Origin of the sequence: Sabulicella glaciei (assembly GCF_026183895.1) — a bacterium.
Classification (GTDB): Bacteria; Pseudomonadota; Alphaproteobacteria; order Acetobacterales; family Acetobacteraceae; genus Roseococcus; species Roseococcus glaciei.
In genome coordinates this window covers 56,260-82,424 of sequence record NZ_JAPFQI010000004.1, presented here as the reverse complement: position 1 = coordinate 82,424, position 26,165 = coordinate 56,260, and the positions used below count along the sequence as shown (strand labels likewise).

At 68.7% G+C, this 26,165-nt stretch carries 26 protein-coding genes and 1 pseudogene; 16 read left to right on the top strand and 11 right to left on the bottom strand.

The window, feature by feature from the left end; genetic code table 11:
- Window positions 1-42: 42 nt before the first annotated feature.
- Window positions 43-420, bottom strand: coding sequence for a MerR family transcriptional regulator (locus tag OF850_RS08250; protein WP_301589668.1), 378 nt, complete (start codon window positions 418-420; stop codon window positions 43-45).
- A 271-nt stretch (window positions 421-691) separates the two neighbouring features.
- On the opposite strand from OF850_RS08250, the gene OF850_RS08245 reads away from it, so the two are divergent.
- Window positions 692-1,519, top strand: a complete 828-nt coding sequence (locus OF850_RS08245) for a DMT family transporter (protein ID WP_301589521.1) — start codon at window positions 692-694, stop codon at window positions 1,517-1,519.
- Between the two features lie 113 nt (window positions 1,520-1,632).
- Here OF850_RS08245 and OF850_RS08240 read toward each other — a convergent pair whose 3' ends face one another.
- Complete coding sequence (locus OF850_RS08240) at window positions 1,633-2,247, bottom strand: helix-turn-helix domain-containing protein (RefSeq protein ID WP_301589520.1); 615 nt, start codon at window positions 2,245-2,247, stop codon at window positions 1,633-1,635.
- Between the two features lie 130 nt (window positions 2,248-2,377).
- Here OF850_RS08240 and OF850_RS08235 point away from each other — a divergent pair, with 130 nt between their 5' ends.
- From OF850_RS08235 to OF850_RS08185, 10 genes are all read left to right on the top strand, one after another.
- Window positions 2,378-4,012 carry a peptide ABC transporter substrate-binding protein gene (locus OF850_RS08235; RefSeq protein WP_301589519.1) on the top strand — a complete coding sequence of 545 codons (1,635 nt, stop codon included), beginning with the start codon at window positions 2,378-2,380 and terminating at the stop codon, window positions 4,010-4,012.
- 1 nt (window position 4,013) lies between these two features.
- Entirely contained in the window at window positions 4,014-4,964 is a 951-nt protein-coding gene (locus OF850_RS08230) for an ABC transporter permease (protein ID WP_301589518.1), read from the top strand.
- Window positions 4,961-5,824: an ABC transporter permease gene (locus tag OF850_RS08225; protein ID WP_301589517.1), complete on the top strand. Its 864-nt coding sequence runs from the start codon at window positions 4,961-4,963 to the stop codon at window positions 5,822-5,824. Before OF850_RS08230 ends, OF850_RS08225 begins: the two co-directional genes overlap by 4 nt.
- On the top strand, window positions 5,821-6,816 hold the full coding sequence (locus tag OF850_RS08220) for an ABC transporter ATP-binding protein (protein ID WP_301589516.1): 996 nt from the start codon (window positions 5,821-5,823) through the stop codon (window positions 6,814-6,816). Before OF850_RS08225 ends, OF850_RS08220 begins: the two co-directional genes overlap by 4 nt.
- A complete protein-coding gene (locus OF850_RS08215; RefSeq protein WP_301589515.1) occupies window positions 6,813-7,817 on the top strand; it encodes an ABC transporter ATP-binding protein in 1,005 nt (334 codons plus the stop codon). The genes OF850_RS08220 and OF850_RS08215 overlap by 4 nt, the downstream gene beginning before the upstream one ends.
- Window positions 7,801-9,129 carry an NAD(P)/FAD-dependent oxidoreductase gene (locus OF850_RS08210; RefSeq protein ID WP_301589514.1) on the top strand — a complete coding sequence of 443 codons (1,329 nt, stop codon included), beginning with the start codon at window positions 7,801-7,803 and terminating at the stop codon, window positions 9,127-9,129. Before OF850_RS08215 ends, OF850_RS08210 begins: the two co-directional genes overlap by 17 nt.
- Window positions 9,129-10,046: a 2-hydroxyacid dehydrogenase gene (locus tag OF850_RS08205; RefSeq protein WP_301589513.1), complete on the top strand. Its 918-nt coding sequence runs from the start codon at window positions 9,129-9,131 to the stop codon at window positions 10,044-10,046. The genes OF850_RS08210 and OF850_RS08205 overlap by 1 nt, the downstream gene beginning before the upstream one ends.
- Before the next feature lie 287 nt (window positions 10,047-10,333).
- Window positions 10,334-10,966 (top strand): cold-shock protein, encoded by a 633-nt coding sequence (locus OF850_RS23435; RefSeq protein ID WP_302474221.1) that lies wholly within the window; start codon window positions 10,334-10,336, stop codon window positions 10,964-10,966.
- 63 nt (window positions 10,967-11,029) lie between these two features.
- On the top strand, window positions 11,030-11,224 hold the full coding sequence (locus tag OF850_RS08190; RefSeq protein ID WP_301589512.1) for a hypothetical protein: 195 nt from the start codon (window positions 11,030-11,032) through the stop codon (window positions 11,222-11,224).
- A gap of 320 nt (window positions 11,225-11,544) precedes the next feature.
- The gene (locus OF850_RS08185; RefSeq protein WP_301589511.1) at window positions 11,545-12,546 is read left to right on the top strand and encodes a P1 family peptidase; all 1,002 of its coding nucleotides are present in this window, start codon (window positions 11,545-11,547) and stop codon (window positions 12,544-12,546) included.
- A gap of 30 nt (window positions 12,547-12,576) precedes the next feature.
- On the opposite strand, the gene OF850_RS08180 is transcribed toward OF850_RS08185, so the two are convergent.
- Window positions 12,577-12,774, bottom strand: coding sequence for a hypothetical protein (locus OF850_RS08180; protein ID WP_301589510.1), 198 nt, complete (start codon window positions 12,772-12,774; stop codon window positions 12,577-12,579).
- Between the two features lie 110 nt (window positions 12,775-12,884).
- Between OF850_RS08180 and OF850_RS08175 the strand changes: the two genes are divergently transcribed.
- The 4 genes and pseudogenes from OF850_RS08175 to OF850_RS08155 all read left to right on the top strand — a co-directional run bounded on the left by OF850_RS08175 (window position 12,885) and on the right by OF850_RS08155 (window position 16,859).
- Window positions 12,885-13,412: a GNAT family N-acetyltransferase gene (locus tag OF850_RS08175; RefSeq protein ID WP_301589508.1), complete on the top strand. Its 528-nt coding sequence runs from the start codon at window positions 12,885-12,887 to the stop codon at window positions 13,410-13,412.
- A 742-nt stretch (window positions 13,413-14,154) separates the two neighbouring features.
- Entirely contained in the window at window positions 14,155-14,529 is a 375-nt protein-coding gene (locus tag OF850_RS08170) for a PRC-barrel domain-containing protein (RefSeq protein ID WP_301589507.1), read from the top strand.
- Between the two features lie 763 nt (window positions 14,530-15,292).
- On the top strand, window positions 15,293-15,760 hold the full coding sequence (locus OF850_RS08165; RefSeq protein WP_301589506.1) for a deoxycytidylate deaminase: 468 nt from the start codon (window positions 15,293-15,295) through the stop codon (window positions 15,758-15,760).
- 106 nt (window positions 15,761-15,866) lie between these two features.
- Window positions 15,867-16,859, top strand: a pseudogene (locus tag OF850_RS08155) (DDE-type integrase/transposase/recombinase).
- 394 nt (window positions 16,860-17,253) lie between these two features.
- On the opposite strand, the gene OF850_RS08150 reads toward OF850_RS08155, so the two are convergent.
- Both OF850_RS08150 and OF850_RS08145 read right to left on the bottom strand, forming a co-directional pair.
- On the bottom strand, window positions 17,254-17,859 hold the full coding sequence (locus OF850_RS08150; protein ID WP_301589504.1) for a 2-hydroxychromene-2-carboxylate isomerase: 606 nt from the start codon (window positions 17,857-17,859) through the stop codon (window positions 17,254-17,256).
- 135 nt (window positions 17,860-17,994) lie between these two features.
- Window positions 17,995-18,420: an H-NS histone family protein gene (locus OF850_RS08145; protein WP_301589503.1), complete on the bottom strand. Its 426-nt coding sequence runs from the start codon at window positions 18,418-18,420 to the stop codon at window positions 17,995-17,997.
- 420 nt (window positions 18,421-18,840) lie between these two features.
- On the opposite strand from OF850_RS08145, the gene OF850_RS08140 reads away from it, so the two are divergent.
- On the top strand, window positions 18,841-19,698 hold the full coding sequence (locus OF850_RS08140; RefSeq protein ID WP_301589502.1) for an alpha/beta hydrolase: 858 nt from the start codon (window positions 18,841-18,843) through the stop codon (window positions 19,696-19,698).
- On the opposite strand, the gene OF850_RS08135 is transcribed toward OF850_RS08140, so the two are convergent.
- The 6 genes from OF850_RS08135 to OF850_RS08110 form a co-directional block, all read right to left on the bottom strand.
- The gene (locus OF850_RS08135) at window positions 19,652-20,626 is read right to left on the bottom strand and encodes a Bug family tripartite tricarboxylate transporter substrate binding protein (protein WP_301589501.1); all 975 of its coding nucleotides are present in this window, start codon (window positions 20,624-20,626) and stop codon (window positions 19,652-19,654) included. The two genes, OF850_RS08140 and OF850_RS08135, sit on opposite strands and share 47 nt — an antisense overlap.
- Window positions 20,627-20,728: 102 nt before the next feature.
- A complete protein-coding gene (locus OF850_RS08130; protein ID WP_301589500.1) occupies window positions 20,729-22,777 on the bottom strand; it encodes a CoA transferase in 2,049 nt (682 codons plus the stop codon).
- Complete coding sequence (locus OF850_RS08125; protein WP_301589499.1) at window positions 22,774-23,733, bottom strand: Bug family tripartite tricarboxylate transporter substrate binding protein; 960 nt, start codon at window positions 23,731-23,733, stop codon at window positions 22,774-22,776. The genes OF850_RS08130 and OF850_RS08125 overlap by 4 nt, the downstream gene beginning before the upstream one ends.
- A gap of 42 nt (window positions 23,734-23,775) precedes the next feature.
- The gene (locus tag OF850_RS08120; protein ID WP_301589498.1) at window positions 23,776-24,555 is read right to left on the bottom strand and encodes an enoyl-CoA hydratase/isomerase family protein; all 780 of its coding nucleotides are present in this window, start codon (window positions 24,553-24,555) and stop codon (window positions 23,776-23,778) included.
- A 2-nt stretch (window positions 24,556-24,557) separates the two neighbouring features.
- Window positions 24,558-24,968: a Zn-ribbon domain-containing OB-fold protein gene (locus tag OF850_RS08115; protein ID WP_301589497.1), complete on the bottom strand. Its 411-nt coding sequence runs from the start codon at window positions 24,966-24,968 to the stop codon at window positions 24,558-24,560.
- The gene (locus OF850_RS08110; protein WP_301589496.1) at window positions 24,965-26,125 is read right to left on the bottom strand and encodes a thiolase C-terminal domain-containing protein; all 1,161 of its coding nucleotides are present in this window, start codon (window positions 26,123-26,125) and stop codon (window positions 24,965-24,967) included. The genes OF850_RS08115 and OF850_RS08110 overlap by 4 nt, the downstream gene beginning before the upstream one ends.
- Window positions 26,126-26,165 lie beyond the last annotated feature (40 nt).

Below are 26,165 nucleotides of genomic sequence, written 5' to 3'. Positions count from 1 at the left end.
GGCAATTTCCTTGCAGCCCCCGCGACCGCCGAAGCTCGTGAATCAAGCCGCCTCGAAGCGCGGCGCCTCAGGCTTCTCGCGTGAGTCGATCGTGTCGGCCAGATCTCGCAGGGCCTGGGCCATGGCCCTCATGGAGTGCGCTTTCTCCTCCAGCGCTTCCACATGGCCCATGGCACTGCTCCGCAGCTCCTCGGGACCCTTCTTGTCGTCGCCCCAGAGCGCCAGGATGCTTTTCACCTCGGCGAGCGGAAAGGCCAGGTCGCGGGCGTGGCGGATGAAGCGCAGCAGCGAAATGGTCTGGTCGGTGTAGGAGCGATAGTTGTTGGACCGCCTCTCCGGACGGATCAGTCCAAGGGACTCATAGTGGCGGATCATCTTTGCCGAAACTCCGCTTCGGCTCGCGGCCTCGCCAATGTTCATCATAGCCCTCCCTACTCAGGATCGCTTGTCCTCGCCTCATAACGTTCCGGACCGAGAGTCCGATGCGTTAGAATGAAAAAATGTGAAGGAATGGGGTGGGGCTTGCAAGCCATTGCCGCCTCGCCCTGGCCACCTGATCAGGCTGCATCGGCCACCCGAGTTGCCGGGAGGACGCCGCTGCGCCAATCTTCCCACAGATGTCGAGCCATGCCTCTTGACCACGTCGGCTGCGGCGGGGCCCCCGCGCCGAACCCTGCACGGTATCCTCTGCATGTGCACGGCTGGGCTACTCTTCCCGATGATGAGCGGCTTCGCCAAGCTGCTGGGCGAGGATTACTCCTCGCTCCAGGTGTCCTGGGCAAGGGCCTTCGTCCACCTGCTTTTCCTGTCGGCGCTGTTCCTGCCGCATTCGGGATTGGGTGTGCTCCGCAGCCGGAGGCCGGTCCTGCAGCTGGCGCGGGCAGCGATGCTGACGACCTCCAACCTCGCCACCTTCTACGCCCTGACCTTCATCGCGCTCGCCGAGCAGGCGGCCATCCAGCTCGCCGCACCGCTGATCGTGGCACTGCTGGCGTGGCCCGTGCTGCGGGAGCGCACGACAGTCGCCAGCTTCACCGCCGTGGCGATCGGCTTCGTCGGTGTGCTGGTGCTGCTGCGCCCGGGCAGCGGCGTCTTCCAGTGGCCGGCGCTCTGGGTGCTGCTCTCGGCAGTCGCTTACGGCGTGTACCAGATCCTCACCCGCCTCGTGGCGCCGCATGACCCGCCGGCCACCTCGGCGCTCTGGTCCCCGCTCGTCGGGGCATTCGGGCTGATGCTCGTCCTGCCTTTCGTGTGGCGGACGCCCGCCACCCTGCCGGATCTGCTGCTGTTTCTCGGCTGCGGCGCCTTCGGCGCCATCGGGCATTACTTCGTGGCGCGGGCCATGGTTTACGCGCCGGCCAACATCATCGCACCCTTCCAGTACTTCCAACTGCTCGGCTCGGTCGTCATTGGCTGGCTGCTGTTCAGCCACTTGCCGGACGCGGCCACCTGGGTCGGCGCAGCGATCATCGTCGCATCCGGCCTTTTCCTTGGCTGGAGCCAGCGCCGGACCCGCTGACCGCGGAAGCGGTCAAGGGCCCCAGGCATGCCAAGGACGAGAACCGCTTGGCGATCACAGGCCAGCACCACCCCCACAACGAGTCTTCCGGGCCGGGCTGCCAGGCACCGGCCTCACCCCGGAGCGGCGCGGCCCTGCGTGGTAATCCAGATGACGCGGGCGACCTCCTCGCCGGGATTGTCGAACATGTGCGGCACGGAAGACGGGAAGCAGAAGGTATCGCCCGGCTCCAGCACCTCCACCGCGCCGTCCAGCGTCAGTCGGAGGCGCCCTGCCAGCACATACCCGGCCTTTTCGCCCTCGTGCTGCATGAAGTCGGTCCCGGAGGCGCCGCCGGGGTTCAGCGCCAGTTCGTACATCTCCAGCAGGCCCTTGCTCGGGGGCAGCAGCGCTTCCTTCAGCACGCCGGTGCGCGTCAACCGCAGCAGCCGCCGGTTCCCGCGGCGCACCACGTAGCGCCCGGCCGCATCCTGCTCCTGCGCCTCGAAGAAGTAGGAGACGGGAACGTCAAGCGCGAGGCCGAGCAGCCGCAGGGTCCGCAGCGAGGGCGTAGCGCGGCCGCGCTCCAGCAGGCTCACCATGGCGGTGGAAAGCTGCGCCTTCTCGGCCAAGGCGCCAATGGTCAGCCCGGCGCGGCGGCGCAGCAGGCGGATCGCCTCGCCCAACCGGCGATCATCCTCGCCCTCGTCGGGGCGGGCCAGGGCCTCGCCTCCCACCGCATCATCCATCCCGCGCGTCCCTCCGCTCGCCGCACGCCTATGCCGCGCCTGGAAAACGTAATCCAGTTAAACTTGCTTGCAATGATGCGGAGCTTGCTTAACACTTGCCGGCAAGAACGATATCCCATTGGGGGCGAGCATGGTTGATTTCCGCACCGACCGTCGTGCCGTGCTGGGGCTTGGGGCGGCTGCCGCCCTGGCCCCCCGCGTCGGACGGGCCCAGCCCCGACCGCCAGAGCGCCCGCGCGGGCAGGTGGTCGTCGGCCTGTCGCAGGAGCCGACGGTCTTCAACCCGCTGATGCCGGGCATCGAGGTGGACCAGGGCGTCTGGTGGAACCTCTTCTCCCCGCTCTGGTTCACCGATCCCGAGGGCAACCTCGTCGCCGATCTCGCTCAGGATGTGCCGACGACGGAGAATGGCGGCATCTCCGCCGACGGCCTGGCCTGGAAGGTGAAGCTGCGCCCGGGCGTCACCTGGCACGACGGCACGCCCTTCACGGCCGAGGACGTGAAGTTCACCCTCGAGCTCATCAACAATTCCGCCTTCCGCGCCCGCTCGCGCGTCGGCCACCAGCTGGTGCGCGACATCCAGGTGACGGCGCCCGACGAGATCACCTGGCGGATGGAGAGGGCCTATGCGCCCTATCTTTCCATCCTCTCGCTCACCTTCATGGTGCCCAAGCATATCCTGGGCGCGGCGGGCGATCCGAACACGGCGCCCTTCAACAATGCCCCCGTGGGCACCGGGCCGTTCCGGTGGGCCAGCCGCACGGCGGGCGACAACATCACCCTCACGGCCAACACCGCCTATCACGGCAACGGCCCGTTCCTGGAGCGGGTGGTGTTCAAGTACATCCCCGACCTGACGGTGCTCTACACCCAGTTCCGCACCGGGCAGGTGGACCACACCTCCATCCAGGGCATCTCGCCCCCCTTCGTGCGCGAGGCGCGGACGCTGCGCGGCCGCACGATCCACGTGAACCAGCAGGCCTCGGTGGAGCACATCGCGCCGAACCTGGAATACGGCCCGCTGGCGGACAAGGCGGTGCGCCAAGCCCTCTACATGGCCATCAACAAGCGCGCGCTGATCGATGCCATCTATTACGGCCTGCCCACGCCCTCGGAATCCTTCCTTCCACGCCAATCCTGGGCCTTCAACCCGGACCTGCCGGCGCACCGGCACGACCCGGCGGCGGCGAACGCCCTGCTGGACCAGGCTGGCTGGCGCCGTGGCGCCGGCGGGGTGCGCGAGAAGAACGGGGTGAAGCTGGAGTTCACCAACAGCACCACCACCGGCAACCCGGTGCGCGAGCAGTCGCAGCTTCTGCTGATGCAGGATTGGCGCGCCATCGGCGCCGGCATGCGCGTGCAGAACATGCCGGCCGCCGTGATCTGGGGCGAGTTCTGGCAGCAGTCGCGCTTCCAGTCCGTCATGGTGGCGGTGAACTTCACCCTGGGCGCCGACCCGGACGTGACGCCACGCTTCCATTCCTCCGCCATCGGCGCCAAGGGCGGGCGCGGCCAGAACAACTACCAGTTCGCGAATGAGGAGATGGACCGCCTGCTGGTGCTGGGCGCGACCCAGTTCGACCAGGCGCAGCGCCGCGCGACCTATCACCGCATCCAGGCCCTGCTGCGCGAGGAGCTGGCCATCCTGCCGCTGTTCCAGCGCGCGGATGTGGAAGGGGTGAAGGAAGGGCTGAACGGCTACCGCCCCAACCAGAACTGCTCCTCGAATTGCTGGAACATCCGCGAGTGGTTCTGGACCGCGTGAGGTGAGCGGCTTCCTCGTTCGCCGCCTCGGCCAGTCGCTGGTGCTGCTGGTCCTCGTCTCGATGGTGGGCTTCGCCATCCTGCACCTGGCGCCGGGCGGGCCGATGTCGCAATTCGCCAGCGGCTCCGACATGACGCAGGAGGATCTGGACCGCATCGCCGAGCAGCTCGGGCTGAACCGGCCCCTGCCGGTGCAGTACGCCGAATGGTTCTGGCGGATGCTGCAGGGGGACTGGGGCCGCTCCTTCCGCGACGGCGAGGCGGTGCTGAACGTCATCGGGTCCCATCTTGGGGCCACGCTGCAACTGATGCTGACGGCGACGCTGCTGGCCATCCTGCTGGGCGTGGCGATCGGCACGCTGAGCGCCATCCGCCGCCATTCGGTCTTCGACACGCTGGCGACAGTGGGCGCGATGATTGCGCTCTCCATCCCCACCTTCTGGTTCGGGCTGGTGGCGATCTACCTCTTCTCCGTCTGGCTGGGCTGGCTGCCTTCGGGCAACCGCTCCACCCCCGGCGACGGCTCCCTGCCGGACCTGCTGCGCCATCTGATCCTGCCGGCCATGGTGCTGGCGCTGGTGGAGACGGCGATCTGGAGCCGCTTCATGCGCTCCTCCATGCTGGACGTGGTCAACCAAGATTACATCCGCACCGCGCGCGCCAAGGGCGTGCCGGAGGGGCGGATCCTGCTGCGCCACGCCTTCCGCAACGCCGCCCTGCCGATGATCACCGTGCTGGGGCTGCAGCTGCCCACCCTGCTGGGCGGCGCGCTGGTGACGGAGACGGTGTTCACCTGGCCCGGCATGGGGCGGCTCTTCCTCGATTCCATCTCCTACCGCGACTACCCGGTGGTGATGGGCATCCTGATGTTCAGCGCCACGCTTGTGCTCCTGGGCTCGCTGCTGGCGGACCTGCTGCACGCGGTGGCCGATCCGCGGATCCGCCTCGGATGAGCCTCACGATCACTCGCCCCCTGGCCGCCCCGGCCTTCCGACGCTTCCGCCGGCACCGTCTGGCCGCCTTCGGCGCGGCCACCATCCTTCTGCTGACGTTGGGCTGCTTCCTTGGCCCTTTCTTGCTGCCTTTCGACGACACCACCATCGACATCATGAACCGCTTCGCCCCGCCGCTCTCGGGCGTGCACGTCCTCGGCACGGACGAGCTGGGACGGGACATGCTGGCGCGACTGATGATGGGCGGGCGCGTCTCGCTCATGGTCGGCTTCACCGCCATGGCCATCGGCATGGCGGTGGGCATCCTGGTGGGCGCCGTCGCCGGCTTCCATGGCGGCTGGCTCGGCGCCGCGCTGATGCGCTTCGTGGACGCGGTGCTGTGCTTTCCCTCCATCTTCCTGCTGCTGGCCCTGGCCGCGCTGGTCTCGCCTGGTCTGCTTTCCATCATCATCCTGATCGGAGCCACCTCTTGGATGGATGTGGCGCGCATCGTGGAAGGCCAGGTGAAGTCCCTGCGCGAGCGCGACTTCGCCGTGGCGGCGGAGGTGCTTGGCGCCTCGGATGCGCGCATCATCGTGCACGAGCTGGTGCCCAACGCCGTGGCGCCGATCGTGGTGGCGGCGACGCTGAACGTGGCGCGCGCCATCCTGCTGGAAAGCTACGTTTCCTTCCTCGGCTACGGCATCCAGCCGCCGGTGCCCTCCTGGGGGAACATGCTGAACAACGCGCAAATCTACCTCACCTCCGCCCCCTGGCTCGCCATCCTGCCGGGGCTGGCCATCACCCTCGCTGTCACCTCCTTCAACTTCCTGGGCGATGGCCTGCGCGACGCGCTGGACCCACGGATGCGCGCGCGATGAGCGACGCGCCCATCCTCGACGTGCGCAACCTGTCCGTTCGCTTCCGCACGGAAGGCGGCGAGGTCCCCGCGGTCAATGAACTGTCCTTCACCCTTGGTCGCGGGGAAACGCTGGCGGTGGTAGGCGAAAGCGGGTCGGGCAAGTCCGTCACCTCGCTCGCCTTGATGCGCCTGCTGCCGAAGGACGCCGCCGTCGCGGTGACCGGCCAGGCGCTGCTGGAAGGGCGTGACCTGCTCTCCATCCCGGAGGCCGAGATGCGCCGGCTGCGCGGCGGCGCCATCTCCATGGTGTTCCAGGAGCCGATGACCTCGCTCAACCCCACCACGCCGATCGGCGAGCAGGTGGCCGAGGCAGTGCGGCTGCATCGGGGCATGGACGGTCGCGCGGCGCGCGAGGAAGCGGTGAGGCTGCTGGACCTGGTGGGCATCCCCGCGGCGCGGCAGCGGCTGGACGACTACCCGCACCACCTTTCGGGCGGCATGCGCCAGCGCGTCATGATCGCCATGGCCCTGTCCTGCGACCCCAGCGTGCTGATCGCCGACGAGCCGACCACGGCGCTCGACGTCACCATCCAGGCGCAGATCCTCGACCTGTTGCGGCGCCTGCAGGAGCGCACGGGCATGGCGATGGTCTTCATCACCCACAATCTGGGCGTAGTGGCCGAGATCGCGGACCGCGTGCTGGTGATGTATGGCGGCCGCGCCGTGGAGCAGGCGCCGCTGCGCCCGCTCTTCAGCCGGCCGCTGATGCCATACACCGCAGGCCTCTTGCGTTCCGTGCCGCGGATGGAGCTGGCGGGGCGGCGCGCCGGCCCGCTGCCGGCCATTCCCGGCAACGTGCCTGACCCGCGCCACATGCCGCCGGGCTGCGTCTTCCACCCGCGCTGCGGCCACCACCAGCCCGGCCGCTGCGACGCCGCCGCCCCGGTGCTGGAACCGGCCGACGAGGCGCGCGAGGTGCGCTGCCTGCGTTGGCGGGAACTCGCGGCATGACGGCGCTGGTGGAACTGCGCGAGCTGCGCAAGTGGTTCCCGATCGGCGGCGGGCTGTTCCGCCGCGCGCAACAGGTGAAGGCCATCGACGGCGTCACGCTGGACATCCGCCGCGGCGAAATCCTGTCCCTGGTGGGCGAGAGCGGCTCGGGCAAGACGACGGTGGGCCGCGCCATCCTTCGCCTGCTGGAGCCCACAGGCGGCACCATCCGCTTCGAGGGGCAGGACATCACCCATCTGGGCCGCGCGGCCATGCGCCCGCTGCGCCGGAGGATGCAGCTGGTCTTCCAGGACCCCTTCGCCTCGCTGAACCCGCGCCACACGGTGGAGCGCATCGTCGCCGCGCCGCTGGCCATCCAGGGCGAGGGCGGCGGGCGCCAGCGGGTGATGGAGGCGCTGGAGATGGTGGGTCTGCAGCGCCACCATGCGGCGCGCTACCCGCACGAGCTGTCCGGCGGCCAGCGACAGCGCGTCGGCATCGCCCGCGCCCTGATCCTCCGACCCGAGCTGCTGGTGGCCGACGAACCGGTGAGCGCGCTGGACGTCTCCATCCAGGCGCAGGTGGTGAACCTGCTGCTGGAGCTGAAGGAGCGGCTGGGGCTGACCATCCTGTTCATCTCCCACGACCTGTCCGTGGTGGGGCATATCAGCGACCGCATCGCGGTGATGTATCTCGGCCGGCTGGTGGAGGTGGCGGAGACGGGCGACCTGTTCCGCACCCCGCACCACCCCTACACCGAGGCGCTGCTCTCCGCCGCGCCGGACCCCGACCCCGATGCGCGGCGCCGGCGCATCATCCTGCAGGGCGACATCCCCAGCCCGCTGGACCCGCCACCAGGCTGCGCCTTCGCCGGGCGCTGCCGCTTCGCCCTGGACGCCTGCCGCGCCGCCCCGCCGCCCCTGCGGGAGATCGCGCCGGGGCACCTTTCCGCCTGCATCCGCGACGATATCCACCTGCAATCGCCCCTCGACGAAGGAGCCACCTATGTCCCCGCCGGTTGACCGCATCCCCAGCGACGAACGCCTGCCCGAGGCCGCGGACGTCGTCATCATCGGGGGTGGCATCATCGGCGTCTCCGCCGCGCTGCACCTAGCGCGGCAGGGGCGCTCGGTCGCGCTGATCGAGAAGGGGCAGGTCGGCGCCGAACAGTCCTCGCGCAACTGGGGTTGGTGCCGCGTGCAGGGGCGCGACCCGGAGGAGATCCCGCTCGCCCAGGCCAGCCTGCGCCTGTGGGGCGACATGAACGAGGTGATCGGCGGGGAGTCGGGCTTCCGCCGCACCGGCATCATCCGCGCCACGCGCGACCCGGCGCAGATGGCCGAGTGGGAAAGCTGGGCTGCCGAGGCGCAGGGAATGCAGCAGCACACGCGCGTCCTTTCCGCCGCCGAGGTGAAGGAGATGCTGCCGGGCAACGTCGAGCCCTTCATCGGCGGGCTGCACACGCCGAGCGACGGCCGCGCCGAGCCCTCCATGGCCGCGCCTGCCATCGCCGCTGGCGCGCGCAAGCTGGGCAACCTTTCCATCCATCAGGAATGCGCGGCGCGCGGGCTGGAAACGACGGGCGGGCGCGTCAGCGCCGTGGTGACCGAGAAGGGACGCATCCGCTCCGATGCGGTGATCCTGTCCGGCGGCGCCTGGTCCTCGCTGTTCCTTAAGCGCCATGGCGTGACGCTGCCGGCGGCGGTGGTGAACGCCACGGCCTTTCGCACCCAGCCGGGCCCCGATCTCACCGAAGGCAACCTGTCCACCCTCGCCTATTGCCTTCGGCGGCGCCTCGACGGCGGCTACACGGTGGCGCTGAGCGGCGTGGGTACGCTGGAGCTGACGCCGGACAACCTGCTGAACGCGCGCGCCTTCTGGCCGATGTTCAAGAAGCGCCGCAAGAACCTGCGCTTCCGCCTTGGCCGCCGCTTCCTGGACGGCATGCGCCAGCGCGCCGACTGGTCCATGGACGCGCCCAGCCCCTTCGAGGCCGAGCGCGTGCGCGACCCCGTTCCCGACCCCGCTCTGGTGGAGCGCGCGCTGTCCTCGCTGCGCGCCGCCTATCCGGGCCACCGCATCGAGGTGGCGGAGGCCTGGGGCGGCGCCATCGACAGCACGCCGGACGCGGTGCCGGTGATCTCCCCCTGCGAGGGGATGCCCGGGCTGACGCTGGCGACCGGGTTCAGCGGCCATGGCTTCGGCATCGGCCCCGCTGCCGGCACGCTGGCGGCGAACCTCGCCACAGGCGAGGCGCCGATCGTGGATCCGCGCGCCTTCCGCCATTCGCGTTTCCTTTCCGGTGAGCCGATCCGGCCCTCGCGCTCGCTCTGATGGCCTTCGTCTACAAGGCCGACCCGGCGCGCGGCGAGGTGTGGAAGCGCCATTTCGCCGAGCGCCGCCCGGACCTCCCCTTCCACCTTTGGCCCGAGACGGGCGACCCGGCGCAGGTGCGCTACCTGTGCGCCTGGATGCCGCCCGACGACATCCCTGGCACCTTTCCGAACCTCGAGATCCTGTTTTCCGTCGGCGCGGGAGTGGATCAGCTCCCGCTGGACACGCTGCCGCCGAGCCTGCCGGTCGTGCGGATGATCGAGGAGGGGCTGACCGCCGGCATGGCGGAATACTGCGCCGCCGCCGTGCTGGCCTTGCATCGCGACCTGCCCCTGTATCGCGAGCGGCAGGCGCGGGGCGACTGGACGGCCGAGCCCGTCCGCCTCGCCGCGCAGCGCAGCGTCGGGGTAATGGGGCTGGGAGTGCTGGGCCAGGCCGTGCTGGCGGCGCTTCGCCCCTTCGGCTTCCGGCTACATGGCTGGAACCGCTCGCCCCGCGCCATCGCGGGCGTCACGGTCCACGAGCGCCTGGAGGCAATGCTGCCACAGGCGGAGATCCTCATCTGCCTGCTTCCGCTGACGGAGCAGACGCGCGGCATCCTGGATGCGCGGCTGTTCGGGATGCTGCCGCGTGGCGCGCGGATCGTGAACGCCGCCCGCGGCGGGCATCTCGTGGAGGCGGACCTGCTGGCGGCGCTGGAATCCGGCCAGCTCGCCGCCGCGGTGCTGGACGTGGCAGAGCCGGAGCCGCCGCCGCCGGGCCATCCCTTCTGGGCGCATCCACGGATCTGGCTCACGCCGCACATCGCCAGCATGACCCAGCCCGAGACGGCGGTGGAAGCGGTTTTCGCCAACCTGGAGCGGCACGCGCGCGGCGAGCCCCTGGTGGGCGTGGTGGAGCGCGGGAAAGGATACTGAGGCGGCGCGGACCCGAATCGCGGACGTCGCCGGTGCCATGAAGGCATCGACCGGCGCCTCCGTCCTGCCGGCCTCGCGTCAAACGGCCGGTGCCCCGGCCTTCGTCCTGTTGCATCGGAGGGCGGAACCTTGCCAAGTTCCACGGCGTGCAACCACTCGCCCTCGGGGCGTTTGACGATGCTCAGGGCGGGCCTGGCTTCCATTTCTTTCCGGCCGACCCACCCGCGAGCCCTGGCGCGACATGCGCCCGGCACGTATTGGTTCTGCTGTTAGGGAGATTTGTTGTCTTGAGGCGAGATGGTGGAAGGGACCGCAAGTCCCGTGGCAGGAGCAGGCCTGAGGAAGAGGCCTTTGGCGGGGCATGGTCGCCTCCCCCACGCGAACCCGGCCGTGGTCCGGCGCCCTTCTCCGCCGCCGGCTTCGGTCCGGAGAGCGAGGCGACGGTCAAGTGGTTCAATGCCGAGAAGGGCTTCGGCTTCGTCGAGATCGCGGGCGGCGGCGGCGATGCCTTCCTTCACGCGAGCGTGCTGGAGCGCGCCGGGACCAAGCAGGTCGAGCCCGGCGCGATCCTGCGGGTCCGGACCGGACCTGGCCAGAAGGGGCTGCAGGTCACCGAGGTGCTCAGCATCGCCGAGGGCGAAGCCCCACGTGGAGGGGAAAGGCCGCCGCGCTTCAGGGAGCCGCGCCCGTCCATGCCGCCCTCCGGCGAAGCGCAGGAGATGCAGGGAACCGTGAAGTGGTACGATGCCGGAAAGGGCTTCGGCTTCGTGGCGCCCGCGGATGGCGGCAAGGACGTGTTCGTGCACGCCACCGCGCTCGAGCGAAGCGGCCTGCGAGGGCTGAATGAGGGGCAGACCGTCCGGATGCAGGTCGTGCAGGGACGCAAGGGACCCGAGGCCTCCACGATCTCCGCGGAGTAGTCGAGCGGGGCAGGCACTGCTCGACCGGGCGGGGCCGGGCACTCATTCTTTCAGCAAGGATCCATGATGCGGAAGCCGAACTACAGTATGGAACGCAAGGACCGCGAGCGCGCGAAGCAGAGCAAGGCCGCGGCAAAGGCGGACAAGCGCGCGGCGAAGAGCATGGAAGATCGGGAAACGGGCGCTCCGACCGCGGATGAGAACGTGGACCTTCACGAAGCCGGGAAGACAAAGCAGGACGGATCGGCAGCCGATTGAGGCTTGCCCTCGTCAGCGTGTCGCAATGCCCTTCAAGCACCAGGGTGGCGCAGCGGAGTTGACTGCGCCCCCACCGGTTTGCGGGTTCCGCCCGCATCGTCCCTTCCCTCCCCCAGACCCCCACGTGCGACATCACATCGCCGCATGAGCCGATGTGAGGCTTGGCCGGACAACGTGACCGGGTCCACCCACGGTGGACAGGTTGCGGCGCGGCTTCCAGGATAGGCGCCGCACCGCCGGCCGCCCCAGTGGCCAGCGCCGTGCGATCGAGGATCGCCACGGGATCGCTCCCCTCCGGCCTCCCTTGTCCGAGGACCGCCATGAACCTCTTCGCTCATCCCGAATTCTCTGGCGCCATCACCGACGTGCCGGGCATCAAGGTCGGGCATTTCACCGAAACGCGCCGCCCCACCGGCTGCACCGTCATCCTCTGCGAGGAGGGCGCGGCGGCCGGGGTGGATGTGCGCGGCGCCGCCCCCGGCACGCGGGAGACGGACCTGCTGAACCCCGCGAACATGGTGGAGGCGGTGCATGCCGTCCTGCTCTCCGGCGGGTCGGCCTTCGGGCTCGCGGCGGCGGGCGGCGTGGCGCGCTGGCTCGAGGAACGCGGGCACGGGATTGCCGTGGGGCCGATCCGCGTGCCGATCGTGCCGGCCGCCGTCCTGTTCGATCTGCCCGTCGGCGACCACCGCATCCGCCCGGACGAAGCCGCGGGCTATGCCGCCTGCGAGGCGGCGAGCGCGGATGCGCCCGCGATGGGCAGCGTCGGCGCCGGCACGGGGGCGACGGTCGGCAAGCTGTTCGGGATGGAGCTTTCGATGAAGGGCGGCATCGGCACCGCCGCTGTCAGGGTGGGTGGCGTCACGCTCGGCGCGATCGTCGCAGTCAACGCGGTGGGAGACGTGTTCGACCCTGGGACGGCGACGGTGCTGGCGGGGACGCGCAACCCTGCGGACGGCAGGCCCCGAAGTGCCACCGCCGCCATCTTGCGCGGCGAGCGACCGCCTTTCCTCGAGGCCGGGACAGCCACCACCATCGGCGTGCTCGCCACGGATGCCGTGCTGACCAAGGCACAGTGCCAGCGCCTGGCCGGCGCCGGGCATGACGGACTCGCGCGGACGATCGACCCCGTCCACACGCTCTGGGACGGCGATACGATCTTCGCGCTGGCGACGGGACGCGGCGGCAAGGCAGGAGACATGATGCTGCTTGGCGTGGTCGCGCCGCGCGTCATGGCGGCGGCTGTTCTGAACGCGGTGCGAGCCGCAAAGGGCGTGCCGCCCAGCCCACCCGGGATATCCGAGCTGATCCAAGCTTCTTGACGGGGCTGCAGGGGGCTTGGGCCAGCCCGGCTAGCGTTCCTTGCGAGCCGCCCGCACCAGCACCGCGGTAGAAAGCAGGATCGACGAAACGAGCACGCCCACGGCGATGATGCCCGCCGGCGTGGTCCGAGCCGTGGCGTGGATCGTCGCGCTTCCGAAGCGAAGATCCAGCTCGGCCCGCATCTCCTCGGGATGGGGAATTGCGGTCGGCAGGGTCGCGTCGCTCATGCGCTGTGCTCCTTCAGGCCTGCGGCCTGCCTTCTCAGCGAAGAAGCCCGATTTCGGTTTCCCGCATCGTTCAGGGGGAGTGCGCCTTGGCCTGCCGGACGCGCCGCGGAATGGCTCACACGCGGCACGTTCAATCCGGCATCCTGCTGCTCATGGCTCGCGAAGCACCTCCCCACGAGATCGTCACCGTCACCGACCGTCCCGACCTAGTACCGACCTTGGCGCGCTGGATGCAGGAGACGTTCGGAAATCCCAGTGGCCGCACTTTGGCGGAAACCGAGGCCCTGTTCCGCGCTCCGCCCCGCGGGCCAGAGGAAAGCTTCGTGTTGCTGCTGGATGGCCAACCCGTGGGCACGGCCAGCCTTGCGCATGATGATCTGGAAACACGACGAGACCTTTCGCCCTGGCTGGCAGGCGTGGTCGTCCAGCCGCAGTTCCGAGGGCGCGGCTTCGCCTCCGCGCTCGTGCGACGCGTGGAGCGTTTCGCCGCTGCGTCCGGTGTGCAGACCCTCTGGCTCTACACCTGGACCGCCGACGCACTCTACGCGCAGCTTGGGTGGGAATATGCGGGGCAGGAATTCGAGCCGAAGCGCGGGATCGAGGTGACGCTCATGCGCCGCACCCTTCGCGAAGGATGACGCCGCGTCTCGATCCAACGGGCGCCAGCGTGAGGGGAGTTCTGCGAACTTCCTCTCTATCTCAGGGCTCGTCCCGAGGATCAGCACGGCTTCCAAGATGGGTTGATCCCCATCGGCCACAGGGCTTCGGCCTCACCGCCTCGGTGACCACAACCTCTGATCTCTATGCAAAAAAGACCCCCGCCAAGTCTGTCAAACCGAAGGCGGGGGCCAGTGGAGAGCACCCTGCTAACCAGGGGCAGTGGATGGCTGCCGGGAGGCAAGCACACCATCTAAAAAAGACAAATCATCGACAAGTGTGGCGGTTGCACCTTTGACCGCACGTTCAACCGATTTAGTCGGGTTTTGCATGAAATCTATACAATCCAGGGAACGATACGCATGGTCTGCCGGTTCGGCGCTCCCGGTGCCCGTGCCCGCGCCGGCCGGCTTCGCCCTGCTGGGCGCTGGCCTGCTGGGCCTCGGCCTCCTACGCCGCAAGGCCGCCTGAAACTTCCAGGTCAGCGGACACAATTCAGCGCTCCGGCCCCACAAGGGCCGGAGCGTTTTCCATGTCAGGCCGGGAAGATTCACGGTTTCATTGTCGTCGATGACGACGAACCGTCCGGCGCAAGAACGTGTATCCGCCCTGATCCGCCTCGTCCCATCCGAAGGCAGCTATGACCGGGTCTCCGTCACCTCGCGCGCGGCAACGAGGCGCGTGCGCCCGCGTTGCGCCAACGCCCGAACAGGAGGACGAACCATGCTCAAGCCCACCCTCGCCGCTGCCCTCGCGATCAGTCTGGCCGCACCTGCCGCGCCGGCACAGACGACGGCATCCGGCACGACAAGCGCACCTGCGGCCATGGCGCAAGGTCAGTTCCGGGCCAAGGCGATCATCGACCGCGACGTGCGTAGCTCCGACGGCCACAATGTGGGCGAGGTCGAGGACATGGTCCTCGACGCGCAGGGCCGCGTGGTCGGCGTCGTCGTCGAAGTCGACCGCGGCATCATGCGCAGCGACCGGCATGTGATGATCCCCTTCGACCGCATCCGCATGGGCGAGAACCGCCGCATCGAATTGCCCATGACCCGCGACGAGGTCCGGGCCATGCCAGGCTTCGACTACCGCGACTGACCTCCGCAACGGAGTTGCCCCAAGGCGAGCATGCGGCCGCGGACAGCCTGCCCGGCCCGCACACAGGATAGCCTCACCCAATGGCTATCCTGCCAAGGCATCGCAAGGCTTCATCAGGTCTCTGGTCTCCGACCGCCAACGCAATGGCGACCGTGGTAACCGGGGCGCTGATGGTGCCCGAGACCAGGGACCGCGACATCGTCACGGACGACGACACGGATATGACACACCGCGGCGAGACTATCGTCCGGTGAAGTGAAGTGAGACCAGCGGTGAAACAGTAAAATAGGGGGTCCTCCGGCCCCTTTTCTTGTCCTGGGAAAGGAGGCCCAGCGCTCGGGGCGCGCGTCCGCGCTGGGGAAGAAGCGGTTCTCGGGGCACCATAGGCCCGGATGATCACGCAGCGTCGTGCCCACGTAATCGCTGCGGAGCACGCCGCGCCGTCGCTGAACTCCTTCAGCCCACTCGACACGTGCTGGGACATCACGTTGGAGGCATCGGCGGCCTCTCTCTCCAGCAAGAAATGCATCTCGTCGACAATCGAATTAGGGGTGCCGACCATCGCCGCCCTAGGATAGCCGCCGAGGCGCTGCACCATCTGCCGCACGGTGAGCTACTGGAGAACGGCATGAACTCCCAGGGGCGCGATCAGCAAAGGCAGCGAAGATCAAGTGTAAGCGAGATCGATCGAAACGGTGCCGGCCTCCTGGGAACCGGCGCTGCCCCGTTAGGCGACAGTCTTTGCTTGTGGCAAAAGGCAGGCATGGACTGGGACACCTATTTCATCAACGAAGCGCACCTGGCCGCCTTGAAAAGCAAGGACCGCAAGCGGCAGGTGGGCGCGGTGATCGTGGGCCAGGACCACGCCATCCGCTCGAAGGGCTACAACGGCCCCCCGCGCGGCATCGACGACAACGACCCCGCGATCCACGTCAAGCCGCTGAAGCTGAACGTCTTCGAATGCGCCGAGCGCAACGCGATTTTCAACGCCGCCCGGATCGGGGTCTCGTGCCTCGGCTGCTCGATCTACGTGACGCACCCGTGCTGCGCCCCCTGCGCCCGCGGCATCGTGCAAAGCGGCATCCAAGAGGTGGTGGTTCATGCCGCCGCGCCCGAGATGCCCAGCTGGCACGAAAGCCAGGAAACGGCGCGCCGGATCTTCGCCGAGTGTGGTGTGGTGTATCGCCGCTGGGCCTGCGAAGTGGTGGTTGGCCGCCCTCTCCCCAGCTAGCTGTCTGGTTGCGGAGCATTGCTGGGATCCGGTAGGCTTGGCAATCGTGGGGTACCGGCGCCGGTTTGAGCGTCTGCCGCGCGCCATCCTGGGACGGAGGTGAGCCATGCATCAGATCCACCCCAATGCCCGCACCACCCCCGCGGTGCGCGCTGAGATCGCCCGCTCAAGCGAGCCGTCCGGTGTGCTGGCCCGCCGTTTTGGGGTCAGCGCCGAGACCATCCGCAAGTAGCGCAAGCGTGGAGCCGAGGACTGCCTCGATCATTCGGCCCGTCCCCATAAGCTGCCCTGGAAGGCCACGGAGGAGGAGCGCGCCGTGGTCTGCGCCTTGCGCCGGGCCACCAACTTCGCGCTCGACGATCTCACCTTCGTCGTCACCCACTTCCTGCCGCACCTGAACCGCGACAGCATCTGGCGCATGCTCAAGGCCGAGGGGTTGAACCGGCGGAGGCCTCCCGCTTCCGAACGACCGGCCAGGGGCACCGGGCGGTTCCGCGACTACGACCTCGGCTTCATCCACATCGACATCAAACAGCTGCCCAAGCTGCAGACCACCACGGGCGAGCGCCGCAAGCGCTATCTCTTTGTCGCCATCGACCGGTGCTCGCGGTCGGTCCATCTGGCGGTCAAGGACGACATGACCACGAGGAGCGCCATTGCCTTCCTGCGAGAGGCAGTTGCGGCCTTCCCGTTTCGGATCACCCACGTGCTCACCGACAACGGCAGCTGCTTCTCGCCAGCCTTCGAGAAGGTCTGTGCCGCGCTGGGGGCGACGTACCGCCACACCCGGCCCTATACGCCGCAGACGAACGGGATGGCAGAGCGCTTCAACGGTCGCGTTGAGAGCGAGGTGCTGGGCCTCACCATCCCCTTCCATCGCGATCTCGAGCAGCTTCTGCGCGGCTTCAACGCCGCCTACAACGCGCGCCGTCAGCGGGTTCTCGGTGGCCGGACGCCCAATCAGGTCGTGGCCGAGCGCCTCGCCGCCAGGCGAAGACTTCGAGGCACGAAGCCCTCGGGTCAAGCGGACACAGAGGACATCGCCAAAGCACGCCTCATCGTTGAAGCCGCCAAGGAGGTCTCACAACCAGACAGCTAGGGGCCGCCGGCGAAGGCGTGCCTTGTGGGCCGATGTCCTAGCCGACTGCCGGTCGCGCATGAGAAGGCGCAGCGTCTTCTTGTCCACCTTTCCCGTGACCGCATGATCGATCACGCGATGCATGAGCATCGATCAGTCCTGCAGCAGGTCCAGAGTGGTGTCCTCCCTCCGCCCGCGAGGCCGGCCTCCGAAATCGCAGCCCCACGGCCCGCTCGTCGCTGCAGAGCCTAGTGGAGTGATTCCAGCAGACGGTTCCCGCGCTGATGCTCGGCCTCCGTGCTCGTGGGCCCGGCACGTACAGAGTGGGAGCACGGCATCCCGCACCTAAGCAGCCTGCGTTTTTCTGGGACCTTCAGGAAGCTGCGCCGTGCACGAGAGTGATCCTTGTGCAGCTTTACCCGAGTGCCAGCCTGCGCTCGAGGAAATCCAGTCGGTCCTGCCCCCAGAAGATCTCCTCGCCAACCACGTAGCTTGGCGCGCCAAATACGCCGCGTGCAAGTGCGGCTTGCGTATCAAGGGCCCGCTGTTCCATCCAGCGGTCCTCCGCACCCAGCTTCAACAAGCGAGAAGCGTCGAGCCCGATCTCCTCGATCAGCACAGCGAGGACGTCCGGATTGCCGGTGTCACGTTCTTCCTCCCACAGGGCCTTCAGCACACGGTGCGCAAGGCGGATCGCCGGCTCGTCGCCGAGCGTTTCGCGCGCCGCGATCACACAACCGGCGGACAGCTTCTCATCCGCCGGAAAGAAACGGGGCTTGATCTGGATGGGAATGCCGAGATGCAAGCGCCAACGCTCCAGCTCCTGCAGGCGGTAGGCCTGACGCTGCGGCGAGCGCTTGGGCAGGGGAAGCCCGCCCGTCGCCGGGAAGATGGTCCCGAAATCGACGGGGAAGATGCGCAAACTCGCTCCATGGCGCGCGACATTCGCCTCCAGCCGCGCCGCGCCCAGATGGGTCCAGGGCGAGTTCAGCGATGCGAAATAGTCGACATGCAGGCTCATCGTCGTTTCCCACCAGGATGCGGGCTGCACCATAGAGCAGATCGGAACGCCCGCCTGCCCGCCAGGGAGTTCGGCGCCCGCAGAAACGAGAGGGCCTGCCTCGGCCGGTCGTGAAACCGGCCAAAGCTTTGCGGGTCACGATCTGATCAGATAGTCGTCCTTGGACTTGCCCTCGGCCTGGGCGACCTGCAGCCATTTCGGCATGCGGCCGCGGCCGCTCCAGCCCTCTCCATTTGGCCCACGGTATTTCGGAGCAGGAGCTTCAGTCTCGGCCTTCCTGGCTGGTCTTCCTCGGCCGCGGCCGCTGGCCTGGACTGGCTCGCCGAAAAGATCGCGAATGCTGATACCCAGATCGGCCGCCCTGCGCTCGATCTCCTCCTTGAGGGACCGCTTCTCGTCCTCTGCCTTTCGCTGGATCAAGGATTCTGCCGCGCTGGCAAGCTCGCGCAGTTCCCCGACATTCATTCTTTCAAGCTCGGCCATCATCCTGTCAAAGGCCTGCTTGTCGTCCGCCTCGCGCCCGCGTGGGCGGGATTTGGCGTCCGCTTGATTGTCTGACATCGAATCATCTCCTCAGCAAAGTGCACCCGGCATTGTGCAAGCGGCCGAAGTGGGGGCCGCGAATTCGTAGTTCCGAGATATGGCCGGATTGGCGACCTTCAATGGTTGGGAGAACTGATTAAGGCTCCTGCCTAATCTTGAATGAATCGCCCAATGGAACATTCGTGCCTCCGCAATCGCGATTCTGCAACGGGGGCAGTTTCGCGACTTAGCCCGTAGATTTCGATCCGATCAAAACTTAACGGTCGGGCAATTTTTGAGCCGATCAACGACCGCATCGCAGGGCAGATCTATGGAACCTCCACTGGCAACAGCGTTCCCTTCCTGGCTTTTCCCAGGCGGGGAAAACTCCGGCACAAGCGATCATGTTCACGAGTGCCAGCCCGCAGCGGCTGTCACGAGAGGGAGCGGAGTTGTCGAATGTGGCTCGCTTACAGTGCGCTGATCTTGGCTTCTTTCTACGCCGCTCTCCTGGGCGGGATGTACCTCGCCCAGACCGGGCTCATCTTCCCAACGGCGCTTGCCCGAATCGAGCGGGTACAACTCCCCGGGTCGGCGCAGCACCTGGAGATCAGGATGCCCGATGGCGCCATCCTCTCGGGTGTGAAGCTGCCTGGGACCAAGGGGACGACAAATGAGAGGACACCGAGGCTGCTGGGGTTCGGCGGGAATGCCTGGAACGCCGAGGCCATGGCTCTGTACCTTCACAACCTCTTCCCTGGTCAGGAAACCGTTGCCGTCCACTACCGTGGCTATGCGTCAAGCAGCGGGCGACCAAGCGCGGATGCGCTGCTCTCCGACTCCACGCTGATCTTCGATCACCTCCAACAGCAGGACCGCGAGCGACCGGTCATCGCCATCGGGTTCAGCCTGGGTGCCAGCGTCGCGGCCTATCTGGCGAAGCGCCGGCCGGTTGCCGGTCTGATCCTGGTCACCCCCTTCGACTCCCTGGAGGCCCTGGCCCAGGACCTTTACTGGTGGGCTCCGGTCGGCCTGCTCCTGCGTCACCGAATGCCAACCGTCGAGTTCCTGCGCGGCTCCCCCGTTCCGACGGCCCTCATCCTGGCGGGCCAGGACCGCGTCGTGCCGGCACGGCGCAGCGCCGCGCTGCGCCCCGTCATCGACAACCTGGTCTTCGAGGCGATCATCGCTGCCGGCCACAACGATCTTTACGGCCATGCCGACTTCGCGCCCGCCATGCACGAGGCACTGGCCAGGATCGGGGCTGCCGCTACTGCGGCTCGATCCCCGCCTGGTGCATCAGCCTCTGATTGGTGACGCGGTCGCTGGCGATGCGCGCGCGCATGTCCGCGGCCCCGCGTGCCGCCGGTACGAGGCCAAGCGCCGCGAGCCGTTGCTTCGCGGATTCCTTGGCGAAGGCCGCACGGGTCACCTCCTCAAGGGCCAGCGCCGTTTCCTCCGGCAGGCCGGCAGGGCCGGACAGGCTGAACCAGGGGAGTTGGACGAAGTCCGAATAGCCATGCTCGACCATCGTCCGGATCTCGGGGAAGCCCGGGATGCGCTCGGGGGAAGGCGTGGCCACGGCCCGCAGCCGCCCGGCCTCCACATGCGGAAGGCAGCTCGACAGGATGCAGAAGATGAAGTCGGCCCGGCCGGCGATCACCTCGGTCACGGCGGCGGCGGTGCCGTTGAAGGGAACGTGGATCATGTCGATCCCTTCCCGCCTGCAGAAATCCACTCCGGTCAGGTGCGCAACGGAGCCGACGCCCCAGCTGGTATAGGCGAGCTGGCCCGGCCGGCGGCGTGCTTCCTCCACCACCTCCTGGACGCTCTGCCATTTCGGGTTCACGCACAGGAAGTACAGCGCCTCCGCCAGCAGGCTGATGTGGGCGAAGTCGCGGTCGGGGTCATAACCCGGGTTGCGATAGGCGAATTGCGCCTGGGCAAAGGTGACGTTGGTGCCCACCAGCAGGGTTTGCGCGTCTGGACGGGCGCGTGCGACGTGGCGGGCGGCCAGGGTCGTGCCGGCGCCGGGACGGTGATCCATTACGAAGCTGCCGCCGAAGCGCTCGGCGAAACCCTCTATCAGGATCCGGCCGAGCAATTCCTGCCCGCCGCTGGGCGCGTATGGCATCACCAGCGACGTGACCCGTCCGCCCTGGGCGCTTGCGGTTCCGGCGCACAGCGCGGCACCGGCCATGGCCCCGCCCAGCAGGGCGCGGCGGGTCGCTTGGACCTCTCGCATGTTTCCTCCAGTCTTCCTTGTTTGCCGTTTGGTAGTCCGGACGGCTTCCACAGCGGTCCAGGCACGACCCCGTATCCATCGAAGATCCGGGCAAAGTCGGGCTCATCCGGCCGCCTTCCGCGGCCGCGTCCCCAGCACCTCATCCCGCTCCAGCGCCGCGATCTGCTCCGCCGTGAACCCGGCCTCGCGCAGCACCGCCGCGTTGTCGGCGCCGAGCGCATGACAGGAATCCTCCACGGCCACGCGGCGGCGTCGGAAGCGGAAAGGGATGCCCTTGGCGGGCGTGCCGTCCGGGCTGCGCAGGACCGCCGTGCCACGCGTGAAATCCTCGGCGGCGGCCAAGTCGGTGCCGCTCCGCACCGGCTGGGCCGCCCCCTGCGCCAGGACGCGCCATCCGCCCGCACCGTCCGGTTCCAGCCTTTCCCCGGGCTCGGCTGGATCGGCATTGCCGCGCCGTGGCGAGGGCGATCCGGCGGCAGCGGCGAGGAACTCCTCGCCCAGCAGGAAGCTGGTCAGCTCGCGCTGCGACAGGTCGAGATGCGCCCCCTGCCCCGTCCGCTCCCGCTCCTCCAGCGCCGCGATGATCGCGCCCGAGGCGAAGAGGCATACCACCTGGTCCGGGTAGTTCACGTCGCGCCCGGTGATGACCGGCGCGTCCCCCGCGCCGGACAGAGCGGCCAGCCCCGCGGTCGCCTCCAATGTGGATCCGTAGGACACCATCAGCCGGTCCGGCCCCGTTTCCCCCTGCGAGGAGATGCTGGCGATGACGAGACGCGGGAAGCGCCGTCGCAGCTCGGCGGCGTCGAGGCCGAAGGAGGCGAGGACGCCGCGGCGGAAATTCTCCACCAGCACGTCCGCCTCCGCCAGCAGGCGCAGCACCACCTCACGCCCGCGCGGGTCCTTGAGGTCCACGCAGACCGAGCACTTGCCGCGATTGGTGAAGTTGAAGAATGGGCAGCGGTTCCACCAGTCGCCGCCCGCCTTGGCGCCCTCCCAGATGCGAAAGGGGTCCGGCGCGCCCGGTCCCTCCACCTTCACCACGTCTGCCCCCAGGTCGAGCAGCATGGTGGAGGAGGCCGCCCCGGCGGTGATCCAGCCGAGATCCACCACGCGCACGCCGGAGAGCGGCTTGCCGCCGCGCGGCGTGCGGATGGGAGGCGCGGAGGGAACGGCGCGGAGCGGCAGGCGCCGCCCGTCCCACGAGACCGGCAGGCTCGGCATGCCGTCGGGACCGAGGAAATCGCGCGCGCGGTACTGCGCGTCGTCCAGCAATTCCTCCGGCCACAGCACGGGGCCGATCGGCACGCGGCGCGCCTGGGCGGCGGCGGTGATCTCGGCGCGGCTGCGCGCGGCGAACCACGGCCCGATGATCTCCAGCAGCGCGGACCGGTTCGCTCCACGCGACGCGTTGCTGGCGAAGCGAGGATCGTCGAGGCGCGCATCGCCGATGAGGTCGCGCAGCGGCGGCCAATCCTTCTCCTGGTAGACCAGCGCCACATGGCCGTCGGCGCAGGGCACGGTGAACCAGGTGACGCGCTCCGCCCGCCGCTCCGGCGCCGTGCCCATCACCAGCACCCCGGCGGCCACCTTCCAGTTCAGCCAGGCGCAGACGTCGAGCAGGGAGATTTCCACCTCCTCCTCGCCGCCGCCATGCAGCGCGGCGAGCAGCGCGGTCACACCCGCCAGCCCCGCCGCGTAGGCCACCTGATGCCCGGCGAGGCGCGAGGGCGGCGCGGGCATCGCCTCGCCGACGATGCCGAGCAGCCCCGACAGCGCCGCAATGCCCAGTTCCGTCACCGGCGGTTCCTCCTCCTCGGGACCGAAGACCGAGAAGCAGGCCTTCACCGGGACTCCCGCCGCATGCGCCGCCAGCGACGCGCGGTCGCCGATCGCCGCGTCGAAGCGGCCCGTGGCGGCTGCCGTCACCTTGCCCGCATTGAGAAACCGGTCGAGCGCCGAGGCCCCGTCCGGCAGCAGCGGCGCGTCGGCGGCAAAGGATTCGCCGCCGGGCGGCAGCGGCCGCACCACCTCCGCCCCGTATCCGGCGCAGAGCCGCGCCGCCATGGAGGCGGCAAGCGCGTGCGGCCGCTGCGCGCAGAAGGCGCCGAGGTCGAGGATGCGCCGTCCGGCGAGTGGAGCGGGACCGTTCACAGGCGCAGATTCCCCCTTTGCACGACGAGGTCCCAGCGAGCCCGGTCCTCGCGGATCAGCCGATCGAAGCTTTCGGGGCTCGTCTCGGGCGCGACATCCACCCCCGCCTCGCCCAGCCGCGCCCGCAGCATCGGGTCGGACAGCAGCTTCGAGACGGATTGCGACAGCCGCTCCAGCCGCTCCGGCGGCGTGCCCGCGCGGGCGACGACGCCGAACCAGGACGCGCTGATGATGCCGGGGAAGCCCTGTTCTACCGTCGTGGCCAGTTCCGGCATGACCGGGCTGCGCGTCGTCGAGGCGATGGCGATGGCGCGAAGCCCGCCGGAGCGGATGTGGGTCAGGATGCCCGGCAGCGCGATGCTGTAGGCATCGACGCGCCCCGCCAGCAGGTCGTTCACGACGAGGCCGGTGCCCCGGTAGCGGATCTCCTCCACCTCGATGCCCAGCTCCTGGCCATAAAGGTGACTGGTCAGGCTCACTCCGGGCGAGCCGACGCGCAACGGCCGTCCGGAGCGCCGCACGTGCTTTCGCAACTCGGCGAGGTTGGTGGCGGGGATGGAGGGATGCACCACCAGCGAGATAGCGCTGGTGCCGACCAGGCCGACCGGTGCGAAGGCCGCGACCACGTCAAAGGGCAGCGGCGTGCCCAGCGCCTCGGCCTGGTTCAGGCCGCCGGATTGCAGCATCAGCACGTGGCCGTCCGCCGACACCTGCAGCATGGCAAGCGCCGCCGGAACACCGCCCGCACCACCGCGATTCTCCACCGCCATGGGTTGGCCGAGATCCTGCCCCATGGCCTCAGCCGCCACGCGGGCGACGATGTCCGTGGTGCCACCCGGCGCGAAGCCGACCAGCATCCGCATCGGCCGGTCCGGGAAGGCCTGGGCATGGACGGCGCCGGCGACGGGCACCGCGGCGGCCAGCAGGGCGCGTCGGGCGATGGCGGGTTGGTTCATCGGGCTTCCTCCTTCGCGCCGAGGGGCCTCAATCGTTGGCGATCACGCCCCCTGGCCGGGATTCTTGATGCCTGCGGCGAAGCGCGCTTTGCCCTCCGCCTGGGCATCCGTCTTCGAGCGGATGGAAAGGTTCACCATCTGCCCGTGATCCATCGCTTCCTGCCAATCGGTGATGAAGGCGGGGATGCGGTCCAACGCTTTCTTGCTTTCCGCCAGCGCCACCGCGTCGAACTGCGCGACCTTGCGCGCGAGGGCCTGCGCCGTGGGGATCAGCGCATCCGGCTCCACGCACTGGTTCACCATGCCCCAGCGCTCGGCCGTGGCGCCGTCGATGCGGTTGGTGGTCAGCACCAGCCACGCCGCCTGCTTGCGGGTGACGCCTGAGAGCTGGATCGCCGGACCCGCCATTCCGGGATAGGTGGAGAAGCCCATCTCGGGGCAGCCGATGCTGGCCTGGGTGCTGGCGATGGCGAGGTCGCAGCAATTGATCAGCGTCGCGCCGCCACCCAGCGCCAGCCCGTTCACGGCCGCGATGAAGATCGAGGGATGCTGCTTGATCGCCATGTTCACGGCGATCCATTCCTCGCCCGCTCCCTCGATGCCGACCTTGCGGTCGGCCTCGCGCTCCTTGAGGTCCATTCCCGCGCAGAAGGCGACGCCCGTGCCGGTGAGGATGATGGCCTTCGCCTCGCCCTTCAGCTCCTCGAAGGCGCGCAGCAGGCCCTGGCGCGTCGCGCGGTTCATCGCATTCCGCTGTGCCTCGCGGTTCACCTGGATCTGCGCCCAGCCCTCGCCGCGCTCGATAATCAGCTCGTCGGACACCGTCATTCCTCCGGCCCGAATTGCGGCAAGGCGAAGCCGTCCGGCCCGCCCGGGAAGCGGACGGAAAGCCGCATGCCGACCTTCGCGTCCTCCGCCTTCATGCCGTCGAGGTTGGTGAGGAGGTACGGCCCCTCATCCAGCTTCACCATCGCCACCGGGTAGGGAAGCTCGTCCTTCATCCCGGGGAAGTAGCTCTGGTGGAACACCACGAAGGACCACAGCTCGCCCTTGCCGGAGGCGGTAATCCATTCCCAGTCCGGCCGGCCGGTGTAGGGAGAAACGGGAGCAGGCGGGAAGAAGCAGCGCCCGGTTTCCACGCAGCGCTGCAACAGCAGCCGCCCTTCCACGCAGGCCTCCCAGAAGGGCCGGTTCCAGTTGTCCACCACCGGCTTGGGACGTGTCTGGAGGCTCATGCGTCGTCCCTCCGGAACAGGATGCTTTGCGCGATGTGGGTGGCGCAGATGTACTGCATCGCGCGGGCATCGGGGATCTGCCGTCCCTCGCAATCGCCACGCAGCTGGCGCACGCATTCGCCGATGATGCCCCAGCCCTGCATGTAGCTGTCCGACAGGTGCCCGCCCGAGGTGTTGGTCGGCCAGCGACCCGTGCCGAGTTCCAACGTCCCGTCGCGCACGAAGTCGCCGCTCTCGCCCTGCCCGCAGAAGCCCAGCCCCTCTAGGCTGAACATCACCGTCGGCGAGAAATTGTCGTAGATGCCGAGGCCCTGCACGTCGTCGCGCCCGAAGCCCGCGCGGTCGTAGACGCTGCGGCAGGCGGAGAGGGTCGGGTACCAGTAGTCGTCGGCCGGCGCGCTGCCATAGGAGAAGCGGTCCTGCCGCGCATAGCCCGAGACGAGCACGGGCGGGCGGCGCAGGTCTCGCGCGCGCTCGGCGCTGGTCAGGATCCAGGCCACGGCGCCGTCGTTGATTAGGCAGTAGTCGAGCAGCTTCAGCGGCTCGCAGATCGGCCGCGCCTTCGCGTGGTCTTCCAGCGTGATGGGCTTGCCGTGCATCACCGCGTCCGGGTTTAGGCAGGCATGCTTGCGGAAGGCGACGGAGACAGGCCCGAGGTCGGCGTGAGTGGTGCCGAAATCATGCATGTGCCGGCGCCACATCATCGCGTGGACGGCGCCGGGGCTGGTCATGCCCCAGGGGCTCCACTGGCTGTCGCCGCCGCCATACATCATCCGCACGGAACGGCCGTTGTTGCCGTAGACCAGCGCGACGGTCTTGGCCGCGCCCGTGGCAATGGCCTGCATCGCCAGGGCAAGCGACACGCCGGAGAAACGGCCCGGCGCCTCGGTCAGCAGGCAGTATTGCGGATTGACCCCCATCATCTCCGCGAAGCGCTCATAGCTGGGAATGCGATTGACGATCAGCCCGTCAATGTCCGAGGGCCGCAGCCCGGCATCGTCCAGCGCGGCGTTCAGCGCCTCGCAGCCCAGCCCGTAGCTGTCCGTCTCGGGGAAGTTGCCGTAGCGCGTCGTGCCGACCCCGGCGAAGGCGACCTTGTCCCGGAGGCTCCAGGGGGCGCTGATCGCAGGCGCGGCAATGGTGTCCTGGCCGTTCATCCGTTTGGGCGTTCCTCTCGCGCCGGCCCTTCTGCACCGG